The following is a 15,889-nucleotide window of genomic DNA, read 5'->3' as shown; positions in this document are numbered from 1 at the left end:
TCGGGGCCATCGGTGTGAACCCCGTCTGCCGCACCCTTCGTGTGTCGGGATGTGGTCGTCGTACTGACGCATGGTGAGCGGCATGGAGATCGAGCAGCGAGAGCGGGACCTCACCGGGCCGGGATCCCGAAAGGCGTCCGGGCGGCGCCGCTCCCGCGCCGCCCGGCGCGCGCTGATCGGCGTGGTCGCGGGGTGTGCCGTTTTCGGCGGGGCGATGGTGCTGCTGCCCACCGTCGGGTTCACTCCGACGCCGCCCGCCCCGGGGCCGGTGGCCGGGGCGATGACGGCGGTGGCGGCCGGGATGCCCGTCTCGCTGCACGATCTGACGGCGCTCGTCCGCGACCGCGAGGCGTATCTGCGCACCCATCCGCGGGACGCGGCGTCGTGGGCGGTGCTCGGGACGGCGTACGTGGAGCAGGGGCGGCGCACCGCCACGCCCGGATACTTCCCGAAGGCCGAGCGGGCGCTGCGTGCGTCGCTGACGGCCGGGCCGACGGGGAACCTGGCCGCGTCGCAGGGCCTGGCCGCGCTCGCCAACGCCCGCGGCGACTTCCGCGAGGGCCGCACGTGGGGGGAGACGGCGCTGAAGCTGGCGCCCAAGCAGTGGACGACGTATCCGCTGCTGATCGACTCCTTCCGGGGCCTCGGTGACTACAAGGCGAGCCGCAAGGCGCTGGAGAAGCTGCAGAAGCTGCACTCCGGGCCGCCGGTGATGGCCCGCGCCGCCCAGGTGTACTGGGACCGGGGCTGGCGCGAGGACGCGGTGGCGGAGCTCTCGGACGCGGCGGCGGGCGCCCGGACGCCGGCCGAGCGGGCGGTCTGGCTGGCGGAGGCCGGCCGGCTGGCGTGGGAGCGCGGTGACCGGGCGGAGTCGCTGCGCTCCTACGAGGGCGCGCTGCGCATCGACCGCAACGAGCCGGCCGCGCTCGCCGGGCGGGGGCGCGCGCTGGCATCGCTCGGGCGCGTGCCGGAGGCGCTGCGCGCGTATCAGGCGGCGTTCGCCGGGCGGCCCGCGCCGGGGTACGCGCTGGAGCTGGGCGAGCTGTACCAGGCGCAGGGCCTCGACGCGGCGGCGCGTGCGCAGTACGACCTGGTGCGGGCGCGGGTGCGCACGGAGACCGCGGGCGGTGTCGACGACACGCTGGTCCTCGGACTGCTGGAGGCGGACCACGGGGATGCGGCGGAGGCGGTGCGGCGGCTGCGCGCGGAGTGGAAACGGCAGCCGGGTATCGGCGTCGCGGACGCGCTGGGGTGGGCCCTGCACCGGGCCGGGAAGAACAAGGAGGCCCTGACGTTCGCGGCGCGGGCGACGGACAAGGAGCACGGCGGCGGGGTACGCAGTGCGCTGTACGTCTATCACCGGGGGCAGATCGAGCGCGGCCTGGAGCTGACCGGGGCCGCCCGCCGGCACCTCGCGGAGTCCCTCCAGATCAATCCGTACTTCTCGCCCCTTCTCGCTCCCCTGGCCCGGCGAACGCTGGACACGCTGGGCGAGCCGTCCACGTCGTCCACGGCGCTCCCGAGCGAGCTGGACGAGGATCCGGCGTTCCCGGAACCGGAGGTCCCGGAGCCCGTCCGCACCCCACCGGCCGCTTCCGCGCCGGACGTGTCCACCGCGCCCACCGCGTCCGTCCCGGCCCCGGCCGGGTCGTTCGAGGCACCGGCACCGGCGGCCTCGGCGCCCCCGACGTTCTCGGCCGGCCCGGCGACGGGCGGGCAGCGGCCGGAGTCCTCGACCGCGCCCCGCCGTACCGCCCCGCACTGACCGGGCGGGCGGTACGGCGGGGCGGTACGGCGGGCGGCGCCGCTACAGGTTGCCGCGCTTCTCCTGCTCGCGCTCGATCGCCTCGAACAGGGCCTTGAAGTTGCCCTTGCCGAAGCCCATCGAGCCGTGCCGCTCGATCATCTCGAAGAAGACGGTCGGACGGTCCTGGACCGGCTTGGTGAAGATCTGGAGCAGGTAGCCGTCCTCGTCGCGGTCGACGAGGATCTTCAGTTCGCGCAGGGTGTCGACGGGGACGCGGGTGTCACCGGCCCACTCGCCGAGGGTGTCGTAGTACGAGTCGGGCGTGTCGAGGAACTGGACCCCGGCCGCGCTCATGGTCCGTACGGTCTGGACGATGTCGTTGGTGTTCAGCGCGATGTGCTGGACGCCCGCGCCGCCGTAGAACTCCAGGTACTCGTCGATCTGGGACTTCTTCTTGGCGACGGCGGGCTCGTTGATCGGGAACTTGACCTTGAGCGTGCCGTCGGCGACGACCTTCGACATCAGGGCGCTGTACTCGGTCGCGATGTCGTCGCCCACGAACTCCTTCATGTTCGTGAAGCCCATGACCTTGTTGTAGAAGCCGACCCACTCGTTCATGCGGCCGAGCTCGACGTTGCCGACACAGTGGTCGACGGCCTGGAAGGTGCGCCGGGCGGGGGGCTCGACGATCGGGGCAGCGGCCTCGTACCCGGGCAGGTAGGGGCCGTCGTACCCGGTCCGCTCGACGAGCGTGTGCCGGGTCTCGCCGTACGTGGCGATCGCGGCCAGCACGACCGTGCCGTGCTCGTCCTTCAGCTCGTACGGCTCGGTGAGCGCGCGGGCGCCGTGCTCGACGGCGTACGCGAACGCGGCGCGCGCGTCCGGGACCTCGATGGCGAGGTCGACGACCCCGTCGCCGTGCGCCGCCACGTGCTCGGCCAGGAAGTGGCCCCAGGGGGTGGAGGGCTTGATCACGGAGGTGAGGACGAAGCGCGCGGAGCCGTTCTCCAGGACGTACGACGCCGTCTCCCGGCTGCCGTTCTCCGGTCCGGAGTAGGCGACAAGCCGCATGCCGAACGCGGTGGAGTAGTAGTGCGCGGCCTGCTTGGCGTTGCCCACGGCGAAGACGACGGCGTCCATTCCCTTGACCGGGAAGGGATCGGCCTGCCGGGCGGTGTCGGGAGTCTGGTCTGGGTTCGCGTCGATGAGGGACATGGCCGCAGGCTCTCGCCCTTCCACAAGGTGCGCAATAGTTTGAGTATCGGCTGGGCAATGTGTTCAGCACACCGCCCCGAATGCCGGGCGGTCTGTACAGGATGACCACTCCGGAGGCGCGCGTGGCGATCGATCATCTGGACGGCCGGCTCATCGTGCTGCTGGCGCGGGAGCCGCGGATCGGCGTCCTGGAGATGTCCCGGCGGCTGGGGGTCGCGCGGGGCACGGTGCAGGCCCGTCTGGACCGTCTTCAGTCGAATGGAGTCATCCGGGGATTCGGCCCGCAGGTGGATCCCGCCGCGCTCGGATACCCCGTGACGGCCTTCGCGACGCTGGAGATCCGGCAGGGGCAAGGCCCGGACGTACGGGCTCACTTGGCGACCGTCCCGGAGGTGCTGGAGCTGCACACGACCACCGGCAGCGGGGACATGCTGTGCCGGCTGGTGGCCCGCTCGAACGCCGATCTCCAGCGGGTGATCGACCGGGTCGTCGGTTTTGATGGCATCGTCCGGGCCTCCACGGCGATCGTCATGGAGAACGCCGTACCGCTGCGGATCATCCCGCTGGTGGAGCAGGCGGCGGCCGAGCACTGACCGACGACAGGGTGAGGCGGCGTGAATTTCTGGGAGTACCTGAGCGGCCGCCGTCAGCAGTTGCTCGTGGACGCGTATCAGCACGCCAGCGTGGTCTTCCAGTGCATGGTCGTCGCAACACTCATCGGCGTGGTGCTCGGTGTGGTCACCTATCGCAGCGACTGGGCGGGCGGCCTCGCCACGATCACCACCTCCTCGATCCTGACCGTCCCGTCGCTCGCCATGATCGGTCTGCTGATCCCGGTCGTGGGGCTGGGCGTCCCGCCCACCGTGATCGCGCTGACGCTGTACGGACTGCTGCCGGTCGTGCGCAACTCGATCGTGGGCCTGCGCGGCGTCGACCCCGCGCTGGTGGACGCCGCCAAGGGCATCGGCATGTCACGGGCGGCCCGGCTGCTGAAGGTCGAACTGCCGCTCGCCTGGCCGCCGATCCTCACCGGCATCCGGGTCTCCACGCAGATGCTGATGGGCATCGCGGCGATCGCGGCCTACGCCTCCGGGCCCGGCCTCGGCAACGAGATCTTCCGTGGCATCGGGTCCCTGGGCAGCAAGAACGCGCTCAACCAGGTACTCGCGGGCACGGTCGGGATCATCATCCTGGCGCTGCTGTTCGACGCCGCGTACGTGCTCGTCGGGCGGCTGACCATCCCTAGGGGGATCCGTGGCTGAGACGACCGAGGCCGGGCGGGACGGACACGCCGCCGCTGTCGCGCACACGTCCACGACCGGCGCCACCATCGAGCTGGAGCACCTCACCAAGCGCTATCCCGGCAGCCATGACCCCGCCGTGGACAGCGTCAACATGGAGATCAAGGCAGGCGAACTCGTCGTCTTCGTCGGCCCGTCCGGGTGCGGCAAGTCCACCACCCTCAAGATGATCAACCGGCTGATCGAACCGACCGGCGGCCGTATCCGCATCGGCGGCGAGGACGTCACCGACATGGACCCGGTGAAGCTGCGCCGCAGGATCGGGTACGCGATCCAGTCGTCCGGGCTCTTCCCGCACATGACGGTCGCCCAGAACATCGCCCTCGTACCGAAGATGGTCGGCTGGCCGAAGTCGCGGATCAGGGCGCGGGTCGAGGAGATGCTGGACCTGGTCGGTCTCGACCCGGGCGAGTTCCAGGGCCGCTATCCGCGTCAGCTCTCCGGCGGCCAGCAGCAGCGGGTGGGCGTGGCGCGGGCGCTGGCCGCCGACCCGCCCGTCCTGCTCATGGACGAGCCCTTCGGCGCCGTGGACCCGATCACCCGTGACCATCTCCAGGACGAGCTGATCCGGCTCCAGCGCGAGCTGCACAAGACGATCGTCTTCGTCACGCACGACTTCGACGAGGCGATCAAGCTGGGCGACCGGATCGCCGTCCTGCGCGAGCGCTCGCACATCGCGCAGTTCGACACCCCGGAGGCGATCCTCACCAACCCCGCCGACGACTTCGTGTCGGGGTTCGTGGGCGCGGGCGCGGCGCTGAAGCGGCTCAACCTCACCCGAGTGCGGGACGTGGAGATCACCGACTATCCGACGGTCACCGTCAACGACCGGCTCCAGGAGATCTTCAACAAGCTCCGGAGCAGCGGGACGAACGAGATCCTGCTGCTCGACAAGCGGCGCCGTCCCTACAAGTGGCTGCGGCGCGGCGACCTGATGCGGGCCAAGGGCTCGCTGGCGCGGGCCGGCACGCTGGTGCACGACACGGTGACCCGGGACGCCACGCTGCGGGACGCGCTGGAGGCCGTGCTCACCGACAACACCGGCCGGGTCGCGGTGACCGGACGGCGCGGCGAGTACATCGGTGTCGTCGACATGGAGACGCTGATGAACTCCGTGCACGAGCTGCTGGAGGAGGACCGGCTCGAGGCGATGGAGCACCAGCACGAACTGGAGGACGCGCGCGCCCAGCAGACCCACTTCGAGCAGGAGGGTCCGGGCGGGGAGGCGAAGGCATGAGGACTCCCCCGTCCGGGCGCAGGCCCGAGGGCGAGCACGAGGTGAAGGGGCTCGCGTTCCGGGACGACGGCGCGTTCCCCGACGACGAGGTCCTCCCCGAGGACGCCGGTCCGCCCGACGAACGGGAGGGCGTGCCGCCGCCCGCCGCGCCGCGGCGCAGGATCAGCCGGCAGAAGCTGACCGTCCTGCCGGCGGTGCTGGTGGCCGTGCTGCTGGCCACCTGGCTGTGGTTCCAGCAGGCCACCCTCGACCCCATCTCCAGGAACGCGCTGTCGAACGGGCAGGTGTCGAAGGCCCTGTGGCAGCAGATCGAACTGACCGTGATCTCGACGTTCTTCGTGCTGATCATCGCCATCCCGCTGGGCGTGCTGCTCACCCGCAGGATGTTCCGCAGGGCGGCGCCGGTCGCGATGGCCTTCGCCAACATGGGGCAGGCCACCCCGGCGATCGGTCTGCTGGCGCTGCTGGTCATCTGGCTCGGTACCGGCCAGAAGGCGGCCCTGATCGGCATCACCGTCTACGCCATCCTGCCGGTCCTCTCCAACACGATCGCGGGCCTCAAGGCCAACGACCCGACGCTCCTGGAGGCCGCGCGCGGTATCGGCATGTCCCCGATGGGTGTCCTGTCCCGCATCGAACTCCCGCTGGCCGTCCCGCTGATCCTGGCCGGTGTCCGCACGGCCCTGGTCCTGAACGTGGGTACGGCCACGCTGGCCACCTTCGGCGGGGGCGGCGGCCTCGGCGTCCTGATCACCACCGGGATCACCAACCAGCGGATGCCGGTCCTGGTGCTCGGTTCGGTCCTCACCGTGACGCTCGCGCTGCTCGTGGACTGGCTGGCCTCGCTGGCCGAACTGCTGCTGCGGCCACGGGGGCTGGAGGCGGGCTCATGAGGCGGGCGGGTCCGTGCGCGCTGCTGGCCGGTGCGCTGGTCCTGGTCTCCGGCTGCGGTCTGACCAGCGGCTCCCCCATGGTCGACGACGTCTCTCCCGGCTCCATCGGGCAGGGGCTGCCGCTCAAGGGCGCCCATCTGACGGTGACGTCGAAGGAGTTCACGGAACAGCTGATCCTCGGCGCGATCATGGGTATCGCCTTCCAGGCGGCCGGTGCGGACGTCCTCGACCGGACCGGCATCCAGGGGTCGATCGGCGCCCGGGAGGCCGTCAAGAGCGGCGACGCGGACGGCATGTACGAGTACACGGGCACCGCCTGGATCACGTACCTCGGCAACAGCAGGCCCATCCCCGACCCGCAGAAGCAGTGGCAGGCGGTGCACGACGCCGACCTGCGGAACGGAATCACCTGGCTGCCGCCGTCCGCGCTCAACAACACCTACGCGCTGGCCATGAACCAGGCCAACTTCAAGAAGTACGGCACGAAGACGCTCTCCGACGTGGCCGCGCTGGCCAGGAAGGACCCCGGCGCGGTCACCCTCTGTGTGGAGAGCGAGTTCGCCAACCGGGCCGACGGGCTGCCGGGCATGGAGAAGGCGTACGGGATGAGCGTGCCCGCGAAGAACATCACACAGATGGACACCGGGATCATCTACACCCAGGTGGCGAAGGGGAGTTGCACGTACGGGGAGGTGTTCACCACGGACGGGCGCATCAGGTCGATGCACCTGGTCGTGATGGCGGACGACAAGAAGTTCTTCCCCAACTACAACGCGGCGCCCGCGATCAACTCCAAGGCGCTGAAGAGATATCCGGCGATCGCCCGGGTCCTCGATCCGGTGACGAAGAAACTGGACAACACGGTGGCGCAGGAGCTGAACGCCAAGGTGGACGTGCAGGGGCAGGATCCGCACGAAGTGGCGCTGGACTGGATGACGGCGGAGGGGTTCGTGAAGCAGGGCTGACGCCCTGGCGCCGCGCCTCGGTGTCCGGCGGTCGGCATCCAAAGACCTGGTTGCAAAGAAACCCTTGCAAGCACTTCTTTGCAACGCTACCTTTGCATGCATGCAGGAGCACGGAGAACCGACCGACCCGACCGACCCGAGCGCACTCGGTGCACCGGCCGAACCCGCCGCAGCCGAACCGTCCGTATCCGACCCGACCGCACCGGCACTGAGCGCCCGCACCCTCGACGCCCGCTCGCTGCGCGGCATCGCGCACCCGCTGCGGATGCAGCTGCTGAACGCGCTGCGGCGCGGCGGCCCGGCCACCGCGTCCCAACTGGCCGCGAAGCTGGGCGAGTCCAGCGGGGCCACCAGCTACCACCTGCGTCAGCTGGCCGCGCACGGCTTCGTCGAGGACGCGCCGGGGCACGGCAAGGGGCGGGAGCGCTGGTGGCAGGCGGTCGATCAGGCGCTGGTCTTCGACAACGACCGTCTCGACGGCTCGGACCCGGAGATACGAGGAGCCGCCGACCTCTTCCTGCACGAGGTCGCGACCACCCACAACCGCGAGCTGTCCACCTGGATCGCGAACCGGGACGACTGGCTGCCGGCCTGGTCGCGCGCCAGCGACATGAGCGACTGGACCCTGCGGCTCACGCCCGAGCGCTCCGCGGAGCTGGTCACCAGGATGCACGAACTCCTGGACACCTACCGCGCGGATGCCGCGGCCGCGGACGACCCCGAGGCCGCCGAGGTCCGCGTCCACAGCCACGTCTTCCCTGTCCAGAAGGGCTGAGCCCGCCCCACCGTCGCCACCTCGACAAGGACAGAGCCCGCCCCACCGACTCCCTTCACCAGGCACCGACAGGACCGAGAGGTACTCCGATGATCGACGCCCAGACGCACCTCGCCCTGCACCACGCCCGCACCGCCGAGCTCCGCGCCGAGGCCGACGCCCACCGGCTCGCCGTCGCCGCCCGCGTACCGGGCGAACTGCGCACCCGCCTCGGCTGGACCCTGGTGGAGGTGGGCCTGCGCCTCGCCGCCGCGCCCAGGCCGGCCGTCGCCTCCTAGGCCACGGCCCCTGCCCCTGCGCGCCCGGCAGGAGAGGCCGGCGACACGTCCTAGCAGCCCGGAACCGAGCCCTTCCCCTTCTCCAGGGACACCAGCGCGTCCACCGCCCCCTTGAGCGTGGTCACCGCCACCAGCCGCAGCCCCTTCGGGAGCTCGGCCTTGGCGTCCGAGCACTCCGCCTTCGGAACCAGGAAGACCGTCGCGCCGTCTCGCCGCGCGGCCTGCGTCTTCAGCGCCACGCCACCGACCGCGCCGACCTTGCCGTCCGCGTCGATCGTCCCCGTACCCGCGACGGTGCGACCGCCCGTGAGGTCGCCGCCGCTGCCGTCGCCGTCCAGCTTGTCGATGATGCCCAGCGTGAAGAGCAGTCCGGCGCTGGGGCCGCCGACGTCGGCCAGCTTGAGCGTGACCTTCACGTCGTTCTTCTCGTGCAGATAGGACAGCGCGGCCTTGGTGGCCGTGTCCTGCGACTGCTTCATCTCGTCGGCGTTGTGCTGCTCGATCTCCTTGACGCTGTTCCCGCTCGGGTAGACCGAGTCGCGGGGCATCACCGCCCGGTCCTCGGCGAACCAGCCGCTGATCACGTCACCGAGCGAGACGTGCGCGTCCGGCCCGGTCGCCTCGATCGTCGTCATCCGCAGCTGTCCGCGGGTGGGGCGGACGGGCGATCCGCTGATCGTGATCACCGGGTCGCCCTTGTTCTCGCCGAGGACGTTCGCCGTCAGTCCCGGCTGCGCGAGGGAGAAGGGCAGCGGCGCGAACACCGCCGTGGCGAGCAGGGCCACGACGGGAACGGCGCAGACGGCGACGGCCTTGGGACGTGTGAGGCGAGAGAGCACGGGATCAATCTAACGTCCGTGCCCTCCCGGATCTTCAGGGCGTCGTCCGCCGGGCCGCCGGACCGGCCTCAGCGCAGGGCGTCCGCGACCTCACGGGCCGCGTCCATGACCCGCGGCCCGACCCGCTCCGGCACGGAGTCCGCGAGCATGACGACGCCCACGCTGCCCTCGACACCGGTCACGCCGAGGAGCGGTGCGGCGGCCCCGCTCGCGCCCGCCTCCAGTTCCCCGTGCGTGAGCGTGTATCCGGGCTCGCCCACGGGCGCCTGCCGGGCGGAGAGGATCGCGCGGCCCGCCGCACCCCGGTCCAGCGGGTGGCGGAACCCGGCGCGATAGGCGACGTGGTAGTCGGTCCAGGTGGGCTCGACGACGGCGACGGCGAGGGCCTCGGTCCCGTCGACGAGCGTGAGATGGGCGGTGGCCCCTATGTCCTCGGCCAGCGCGCGCAGCGCGGGCAGCGCGGCCTCCCGCACCAGCGGATGCACCTGGCGGCCCAGGCGCAGCACCCCGAGACCGACCCGGGCGCGGCCGCCCAGATCACGGCGCACCAGCGCGTGCTGCTCCAGCGTGGCGAGCAACCGGTACACGACGGTCCGGTTGACACCCAGTTTGTTCGAGAGCTCGGTGACCGTCAGCCCGTGATCCGTGTCGGCGAGCAACTTGAGGACGCGCAGTCCCCGGTCGAGCGTCTGAGAGGTCTCCGCGGTCACGACGCCCACTCCTTAGTGGTGAGGTCGGCGGCCCCCTCCCGGCGGTCGCGGCACCGAGTCCCGTCGGCGACGCGCTTCAGAGGCCGCCGTCGGCTGACGACCCGGGCTCTTCCCGGGCGGAGTCGCTACACGGCTGCGCTCCGCGGCTGCGCTGCCACGGGGCGTGTGCGTAGCGTGACAGTAGCGAGCCGGTCCGCTCAGCGGAAGTCTCCGTCCAGAATCCGGGCATGGGCCGGTACGGACTCTCTCCCTTTGTCCCGTTACACGCCGCGCCCGCCACACGGCGCGCACCACCCCCGCACACAGCGCACACACCCCGGGTCACACGCCGTGGCGCACACAAAAGCGCGCGCCGACGTCGATCGGCGCGCGCCAGGGGCGGGCGGAGAAGGTGCACGGGCCGTCACCGCATCCGGGTGGCCCACTCCTGCACCTTGGCGATCCGCTGGCGCAGCTGCCCCGCGGTGGCCTCCGCGCTCGGCGGCCCGCCGCACACCCTCCGCAGCTCGGTGTGGATCACCCCGTGCGGCTTGCCGCTCTGGTGGACGTACGCGCCGACCATGGTGTTGAGCTGCTTGCGCAGTTCCAGCATCTCCTTGTGCGAGACCACCGGACGCCGGTCGGCGGGGAGTTCGAGGAGATCGGCCTCCTCGTCGGGCTTCTTGCGGCTGTGCGCGATCTGCCGGGCCTGCCGCTTCTGCAGCAGCATCTGCACCTGGTCGGGCTCCAGCAGCCCGGGAATGCCGAGGTAGTCCTGCTCCTCCTCGCTCCCCGGGTGGGCCTGCATCCCGAACTCGGCGCCGTCGTACAGCACCCGGTCGAAGACGGCCTCGGACTCCAGCGCCTCGAAGGAGAACTGCTCCTGCTCGCCGGTGTCCTCGTCCTGCTCCTTGTTCGCCTCGTCCATCTCCTTCTCGGACTCGGCGTACGGGTCCTCCTCGCCCTCCTTCCTGGGCTTGTCGAGGACGTGGTCGCGCTCGACCTCCATCTCGTTGGCGAAGCCGAGGAGGTCGGGGACGGTCGGGAGGAAGACGGAGGCGGTCTCGCCGCGCCGCCGGGAGCGGACGAAGCGGCCGACGGCCTGCGCGAAGAACAGGGGGGTCGAGATCGTGGTCGCGTACACGCCGACGGCGAGCCGTGGAACGTCGACGCCCTCGGACACCATGCGCACCGCGACCATCCACCGGTCGTCGCTGTGGCTGAACTCGTCGATGCGGTTCGAGGCACCCGTGTCGTCGGACAGGACGAGGGTCGCCTTCGTGCCGGTGATCTCGCGGATCAGCTTGGCGTACGCACGGGCCGAGTCCTGGTCGGAGGCGATGACGAGGGCACCGGCGTCCGGGATGCCCTTGCGCACCTCGGTCAGCCGCTGATCGGCGGCGCGCAGCACGCTGGGCATCCACTCGCCGCGCGGGTCGAGCGCGGTGCGCCAGGCCTGGCTGATGGCGTCCTTGGTCATCGGCTCCCCGAGCCGGGCCGCGATCTCGTCGCCCGCCTTCGTGCGCCACCGCATGTTGCCGCTGTAGGAGAGGAAGATGACGGGCCGCACGACCCCGTCGCCGAGGGCGGACCCGTACCCGTAGGTGTAGTCGGCGGAGGACCGCCGGATCCCGTCGTTCCCCTCCTCGTAGGTGACGAAGGGGATCGGGTTCGTGTCGGACCGGAAGGGCGTACCGGTGAGCGCGAGCCGCCGGGTGGCCGGCTCGAACGCCTCGAGGCAGGCCTCGCCCCAGGACTTGGAGTCACCGGCGTGGTGGATCTCGTCGAGGATGACGAGGGTCTTGCGCTGCTCGGAGCGGTTGCGGTGCAGCATCGGCCGCACGCCGACACCGGCGTACGTCACGGCGACGCCCTGGTACTCCTTGCTGAGCGGGCCCGCGCTGTACTCGGGGTCCAGCTTGATCCCTATCCGCGCCGCCGCCTCCGCCCACTGCTTCTTGAGGTGCTCGGTCGGCGCGACCACGGTCACCTGCTGCACCACGTGATGGTGCAGCAGCCAGGACGCGAGGGTCAGCGCGAACGTCGTCTTGCCGGCGCCGGGGGTGGCGACGGCGAGGAAATCGCGCGGCTGCTCCTGGATGTACCTCTCCATCGCCCCCTGCTGCCAGGCGCGCAGCTTGCCCGCGGTGCCCCAGGGGGCGCGCCCGGGAAAGGCGGGTGACAGGTGGTGCGAAGAGGACGCGGTGGCGGCGGTGGTAGTCACGGTCTCCGTGGGGTGGTCGAGCGGCTCGGCTACGTATGACAACCGGGCCACCCTACCGGCGACCCGGATGTGTCACGGCGCGGACGACGCCGGGGCACCCGCGGATGCGACCCACCTCACAGCGCGCGCAGCCGGGTCGTCACCCAGGCGCCCGCCAGTGCCACGCCCGCCATCGGCAGGAACACGGCGGCGAAGGCGGCGGGGTGGGAGCCGGCCGCCGAGGTGGCCGTGTCCGTGACCGTGCCGCCGCCCAGGGAGGCGAAGGCCGCGCCGCCCGCCGCGAGGAGGACGATGTTGGAAAGGGCGTCGGAGATCTGCAGCGAGGCGGAGTTCGCGCCGGCCTCCTCGGGCGCCGAGAGATGGAGCAGCAGCACACTGGTCGAGGCGATCACCAGCCCCATCCCGAAGCAGCCGAACCCCCAGGCGACCGCGACGGTCCACACCGGCACGGCGTGCACCAGGACGCTGGGCACGGCGGCGATCGCGGCCGCGACCAGCACCATCCCGAAGAACATCAGCCGCTCCCGGTACGGCTCCACGCGCGGTCGCGACTGCACGTACGAACCCAGCGCCCAGGTCCCGCCGCCCGCCGCGAGCGAGAACCCGGCGAGCGTCGGTGACAGTCCGCGCTGGGTGACGAGCATGAGCGGCACGAAGGACTCGGCGGCGACGAAGGCGCCGGCCGCGACCCCGCGCAGCAGCACCACGGAGGGCAGGCCGCGCGCGGCCCGGTAGGTGCCGGCCGGGAGCAGCCGCAGTACGGCCGGGACGAGCAGGGCGGCCCCCGCCGCGGCCGGGACGAGGGACAGCCATCTCAGGTCCTGGGCGGCGTACTGGAGCAGCCCCGCACCGAGGGCGATCCCGAGCGCCGAGCGGATGCGCCGCCGGCCCGCGGGCACGAAGGCGGCGTCCGCCGTACGTCCCCGCGTGCGCCGCCGGATCTGCGGCAGGGCGAGGGCGAGCGGGAGGACGACCAGAACCGGTATACCGACGAATACCCAGCGCCAGCCGAGGTGTTCGGTGACCGCGCCGGCCGCGAGCGGCCCGACCACGGAGGGCACCACCCAGGCCGCCGCGAAGCCCGCCATGATCGACGGCCGCAGCCGCTCCGGGTAGGCCTGCCCCACGACCACGTACAGCGCGACGATCACCAGGCCGCCGCCGAGCCCCTGCACCGCGCGTCCGAGCACGAACAGCCACATGCCGCCGGCCGTTCCGGACAGGATCAGTCCCGCCGCGAAGGCCCCGATTCCTGCGGTCAGCGAACCCAGGGGGCCGTCCCGGTCCGACCACTGGCCGGCGAGCACCATCCCGAACAGGCTCGTCGTGAAGTAGCCCGAGAACGCGAACGCGTAGAGGGCGACCCCGTCGAGTTCCCTGGCCGCCACGGGCATGGCCGTGCCGACCGCCGTCGCCTCGAACGCGATCAGCAGCACGACGGAGACGATCCCGACGCTGAGCGCCCGGTACGGCCCGCTCAGCACCCCTTCCCGGGCCTGGGCCCCGGTCTGCGGCCGGGCGGTTGCGGCGTCCCGTGGTTCCAGTGCGGTCATGGCCGTCAGCGTAAGGGGCGCAACCGGCACTGGCTCCTGTCCGAAGACCGTGATCAGCTGGTTCTTTGGTCGTACGACCACCCGTGCGCCGCATCCGCGCGGCGTTTCGTGAACGGCGTGTGGCAGTCCCGTTGCAGCCCGTGCGGACCTCTTGAGCCCCGCCGGTGCCTGCGCCTACGTTCGACCCATCAGGTTCGGAACGAGTGAGCCGTGCCGCACCTGAGAACGGCCGTGTGCCCGAGTGGTTCAGGGACTCGCCTGCAAAGCGAGTTACGCGGGTTCGATTCCCGCCACGGCCTCAAAAGGTCCGCAGCCCCCGCCCCGGGGCGGTCGAACGGGGCGCCGCGCGTGGTGGGTCCGCGCGGGCCCCGGTGTCGGCGGGCCGGTGCCCCGGTGAGGGCGGTCTCAGCGGGGCTTCTCGGTGGGCCGGAGGCCTCAGTGCGGCCCCAGGCCGCCGCTGCCGAACGAGCCGCTTCCGCCCTCGACCCAGCGTGGTCGCTCCTGCGACGCGCTCGGCCGGGACGAGTGGGCCAGCTCGTACGGGGTGAGGGCGTGCCCGCTCTTGTCCACCTTGGGGACCTCGGCGGCCTCTCGGATCTCACGGATCTCGTGGACCGCGCCGCCCGGTGGCAGCTGCGGCTGCTCCTCGGGACGCGGCAGCTGTTCGCGTGCTCGTATGCGGCAGCCCAGCCAGAGGCTGCCGGCCAGCAGGGTCACGAGGGCCACGGCGACCAGGAACAGCCCGAGGCTGAGCAGGCCGCTGGGCGCTGCAATCTGCATCGATGCGGTACTCATATCAGTCAAATACCCACAAAGGCCCTCGCCAATCGGCCACCCTGCCCGATACGGGGAGTCCTGCCCTGATAAGGACCGCCAAGGACCGCCATGACCCGATACGGGTTGCCTTGGTGCGAGGGGGCCCGCTACGCGTACAGCGTGCCGCCCGCCTGGTCGTCGAACGCCTCCGGCCAGTAGCGCCGGCCGTCGTCGCCGTCGAGCCCGGGGGTCGGGTCGCAGGCGACCGGGTCGACCGCGGCGAGGGTCTGCGCCATGGTCGCGGCGAGCTGCTCGTAGGAGTCGGTGAGGTCGTACGCCGCGTCGATCGACTTCTCGCGGTGCAGCAGCCAGAGGGTGAAGGCGAGCGTGGAGATGTCGGCGTTGAGCGGGCGCAGCGTGGCGTCCGGCTCGCTCCAGGCGAGGACCGCGCCCGTCGTGCCGTCCACGACGAGACTGGTGTCCTCCAGGAGATAGCCGAGGCGTACGAGCCGGTCCGCCGTCGCGGGCAGCTCCTCGGCGGTGAACTCCTCGGGACGCTCGTCCGCGTAGTACTCGGTGAGGGCCGGCAGCGGCACCTCCGTGTCCAGCTGGAAGAGCAGGCCGTCCTCCGGCAGACCCGTCTCGCGCAGGAAGCGGCGCGTCGGCTCGTGGACGAGCGCGGGCGGGAAGTCGACGTCCTCGAAGCGCATGATCGCGCCCGGACCGAACTCCTCGTCCAGCAGCCGCTGCGGCAGGTCGAGCAGGAGCCCCTCGCCGGGGCCCGCGATCCGCGCGAGGGGACGGATCAGCGCGGCCATCCGCCAGTACGCCGCCACCTCGCCGCCCGCGCCCGCCTCGAAGACCTCGGTCAGCGACTCGGAGGCCTCCATGACCGCCTTCGGCCCGAACCGGCCCCCGTGGGACGCGAACTGCCCCTGGGGCGCGGTCAGTTCCTCCGTGGCCGCCGCGAAACGCACCAGCGCCTCCAGGGACGGGGCCAGCGGAGCGAGGTCCATCAGGACGGGGTGGGAGGAGAGGTGCGTCGTGCCGACCTTTCCGGTCGACCCGTCCAGCACGATCGCCTCCAGGTCCCGGTCGAAGATCCGCAGCGCCCCGATGACCAGCTGGTCACGGAGCTCCTCGGCGAGCTTGTCGGCGTCCGAGGCCAGGTCCGTCACCCGGCGCAGACCGTGCTCCCGCAGGGCGCCGAACTCCAGCAGTGTGCCGTCGGACGGCAGTCCCGGGCCCGTCAGCCGGTGCCGTGTGTCCGCGTGTGTGATGTACGGATCCAGCTCGCCCTCGGTCAGCGTGATCGCGCCGACGACATCGGTGTCAGTCGTGCTCATGGCTCCCCCGCGCATGTGAACGCTTGTGTGCTTCCCCCGGGCAACACCCCACCGCCCAGCGGCTGTTCCCC

General features: G+C 71.7%; 15 protein-coding genes and 1 tRNA gene. 9 read left to right on the top strand and 7 right to left on the bottom strand.

What is annotated here, in order from left to right:
• Positions 1-82 precede the first annotated feature (82 nt).
• Positions 83-1,765: a tetratricopeptide repeat protein gene (locus OG199_RS25780; protein WP_356804603.1), complete on the top strand. Its 1,683-nt coding sequence runs from the start codon at positions 83-85 to the stop codon at positions 1,763-1,765.
• A gap of 42 nt (positions 1,766-1,807) precedes the next feature.
• On the opposite strand, the gene hppD is transcribed toward OG199_RS25780, so the two are convergent.
• Positions 1,808-2,962 carry a 4-hydroxyphenylpyruvate dioxygenase gene (gene hppD, locus OG199_RS25775; RefSeq protein ID WP_266699447.1) on the bottom strand — a complete coding sequence of 385 codons (1,155 nt, stop codon included), beginning with the start codon at positions 2,960-2,962 and terminating at the stop codon, positions 1,808-1,810.
• A 122-nt stretch (positions 2,963-3,084) separates the two neighbouring features.
• Here hppD and OG199_RS25770 point away from each other — a divergent pair, with 122 nt between their 5' ends.
• From OG199_RS25770 to OG199_RS25740, 7 genes are all read left to right on the top strand, one after another.
• The gene (locus tag OG199_RS25770; RefSeq protein WP_187285622.1) at positions 3,085-3,555 is read left to right on the top strand and encodes an Lrp/AsnC family transcriptional regulator; all 471 of its coding nucleotides are present in this window, start codon (positions 3,085-3,087) and stop codon (positions 3,553-3,555) included.
• A gap of 21 nt (positions 3,556-3,576) precedes the next feature.
• On the top strand, positions 3,577-4,224 hold the full coding sequence (locus OG199_RS25765; protein ID WP_356799029.1) for an ABC transporter permease: 648 nt from the start codon (positions 3,577-3,579) through the stop codon (positions 4,222-4,224).
• Positions 4,217-5,500 carry a betaine/proline/choline family ABC transporter ATP-binding protein gene (locus OG199_RS25760; protein ID WP_401804236.1) on the top strand — a complete coding sequence of 428 codons (1,284 nt, stop codon included), beginning with the start codon at positions 4,217-4,219 and terminating at the stop codon, positions 5,498-5,500. The genes OG199_RS25765 and OG199_RS25760 overlap by 8 nt, the downstream gene beginning before the upstream one ends.
• Entirely contained in the window at positions 5,497-6,393 is an 897-nt protein-coding gene (locus tag OG199_RS25755; RefSeq protein ID WP_401804239.1) for an ABC transporter permease, read from the top strand. The genes OG199_RS25760 and OG199_RS25755 overlap by 4 nt, the downstream gene beginning before the upstream one ends.
• The gene (locus OG199_RS25750) at positions 6,390-7,358 is read left to right on the top strand and encodes a glycine betaine ABC transporter substrate-binding protein (protein ID WP_405831469.1); all 969 of its coding nucleotides are present in this window, start codon (positions 6,390-6,392) and stop codon (positions 7,356-7,358) included. The genes OG199_RS25755 and OG199_RS25750 overlap by 4 nt, the downstream gene beginning before the upstream one ends.
• Before the next feature lie 100 nt (positions 7,359-7,458).
• The gene (locus OG199_RS25745) at positions 7,459-8,133 is read left to right on the top strand and encodes a winged helix-turn-helix domain-containing protein (protein WP_356799036.1); all 675 of its coding nucleotides are present in this window, start codon (positions 7,459-7,461) and stop codon (positions 8,131-8,133) included.
• Positions 8,134-8,222: 89 nt separating this feature from the next.
• Positions 8,223-8,411: a hypothetical protein gene (locus OG199_RS25740; protein WP_401804244.1), complete on the top strand. Its 189-nt coding sequence runs from the start codon at positions 8,223-8,225 to the stop codon at positions 8,409-8,411.
• A gap of 50 nt (positions 8,412-8,461) precedes the next feature.
• On the opposite strand, the gene OG199_RS25735 is transcribed toward OG199_RS25740, so the two are convergent.
• From OG199_RS25735 to OG199_RS25720, 4 genes are all read right to left on the bottom strand, one after another.
• Entirely contained in the window at positions 8,462-9,250 is a 789-nt protein-coding gene (locus OG199_RS25735) for a S16 family serine protease (protein ID WP_405831467.1), read from the bottom strand.
• A 68-nt stretch (positions 9,251-9,318) separates the two neighbouring features.
• On the bottom strand, positions 9,319-9,960 hold the full coding sequence (locus tag OG199_RS25730) for an IclR family transcriptional regulator (RefSeq protein WP_266699453.1): 642 nt from the start codon (positions 9,958-9,960) through the stop codon (positions 9,319-9,321).
• 403 nt (positions 9,961-10,363) lie between these two features.
• Positions 10,364-12,163 carry a DEAD/DEAH box helicase gene (locus OG199_RS25725; protein WP_356799108.1) on the bottom strand — a complete coding sequence of 600 codons (1,800 nt, stop codon included), beginning with the start codon at positions 12,161-12,163 and terminating at the stop codon, positions 10,364-10,366.
• Positions 12,164-12,279: 116 nt separating this feature from the next.
• Positions 12,280-13,716 (bottom strand): MFS transporter, encoded by a 1,437-nt coding sequence (locus OG199_RS25720; protein WP_356799040.1) that lies wholly within the window; start codon positions 13,714-13,716, stop codon positions 12,280-12,282.
• A 227-nt stretch (positions 13,717-13,943) separates the two neighbouring features.
• Here OG199_RS25720 and OG199_RS25715 point away from each other — a divergent pair.
• A tRNA-Cys gene (locus OG199_RS25715) sits at positions 13,944-14,015 on the top strand.
• Positions 14,016-14,151: 136 nt separating this feature from the next.
• Here the strand turns inward: OG199_RS25715 and OG199_RS25710 are convergent.
• Together OG199_RS25710 and OG199_RS25705 are read right to left on the bottom strand one after the other, a co-directional pair.
• Positions 14,152-14,511 (bottom strand): DUF6479 family protein, encoded by a 360-nt coding sequence (locus tag OG199_RS25710; RefSeq protein ID WP_356799042.1) that lies wholly within the window; start codon positions 14,509-14,511, stop codon positions 14,152-14,154.
• A 128-nt stretch (positions 14,512-14,639) separates the two neighbouring features.
• A complete protein-coding gene (locus OG199_RS25705) occupies positions 14,640-15,818 on the bottom strand; it encodes an SUKH-4 family immunity protein (RefSeq protein WP_405831464.1) in 1,179 nt (392 codons plus the stop codon).
• Positions 15,819-15,889: the final 71 nt, after the last annotated feature.

The sequence above is a fragment of the Streptomyces sp. NBC_01176 genome, from assembly GCF_045039825.1.
Classification (GTDB): Bacteria; Actinomycetota; Actinomycetes; order Streptomycetales; family Streptomycetaceae; genus Streptomyces.
The sequence above is the reverse complement of the archived record's forward strand: the minus strand, read 5'-3'. Positions and strand labels throughout refer to the sequence as shown.

What these genes read in the sequence shown, in the direction of transcription:
- OG199_RS25710 (WP_356799042.1), bottom strand. Translation starts at nt 14,511, where the DNA reads ATGAGTACCGCATCGATGCAGATTGCAGCGCCCAGCGGCCTGCTCAGC.
- hppD (WP_266699447.1), bottom strand. Translation starts at nt 2,962, where the DNA reads ATGTCCCTCATCGACGCGAACCCAGACCAGACTCCCGACACCGCCCGG.
- OG199_RS25755 (WP_401804239.1), top strand. Translation starts at nt 5,497, where the DNA reads ATGAGGACTCCCCCGTCCGGGCGCAGGCCCGAGGGCGAGCACGAGGTG.
- OG199_RS25705 (WP_405831464.1), bottom strand. Translation starts at nt 15,818, where the DNA reads ATGAGCACGACTGACACCGATGTCGTCGGCGCGATCACGCTGACCGAG.
- OG199_RS25740 (WP_401804244.1), top strand. Translation starts at nt 8,223, where the DNA reads ATGATCGACGCCCAGACGCACCTCGCCCTGCACCACGCCCGCACCGCC.
- OG199_RS25750 (WP_405831469.1), top strand. Translation starts at nt 6,390, where the DNA reads ATGAGGCGGGCGGGTCCGTGCGCGCTGCTGGCCGGTGCGCTGGTCCTG.
- OG199_RS25720 (WP_356799040.1), bottom strand. Translation starts at nt 13,716, where the DNA reads ATGACCGCACTGGAACCACGGGACGCCGCAACCGCCCGGCCGCAGACC.
- OG199_RS25780 (WP_356804603.1), top strand. Translation starts at nt 83, where the DNA reads ATGGAGATCGAGCAGCGAGAGCGGGACCTCACCGGGCCGGGATCCCGA.
- OG199_RS25745 (WP_356799036.1), top strand. Translation starts at nt 7,459, where the DNA reads ATGCAGGAGCACGGAGAACCGACCGACCCGACCGACCCGAGCGCACTC.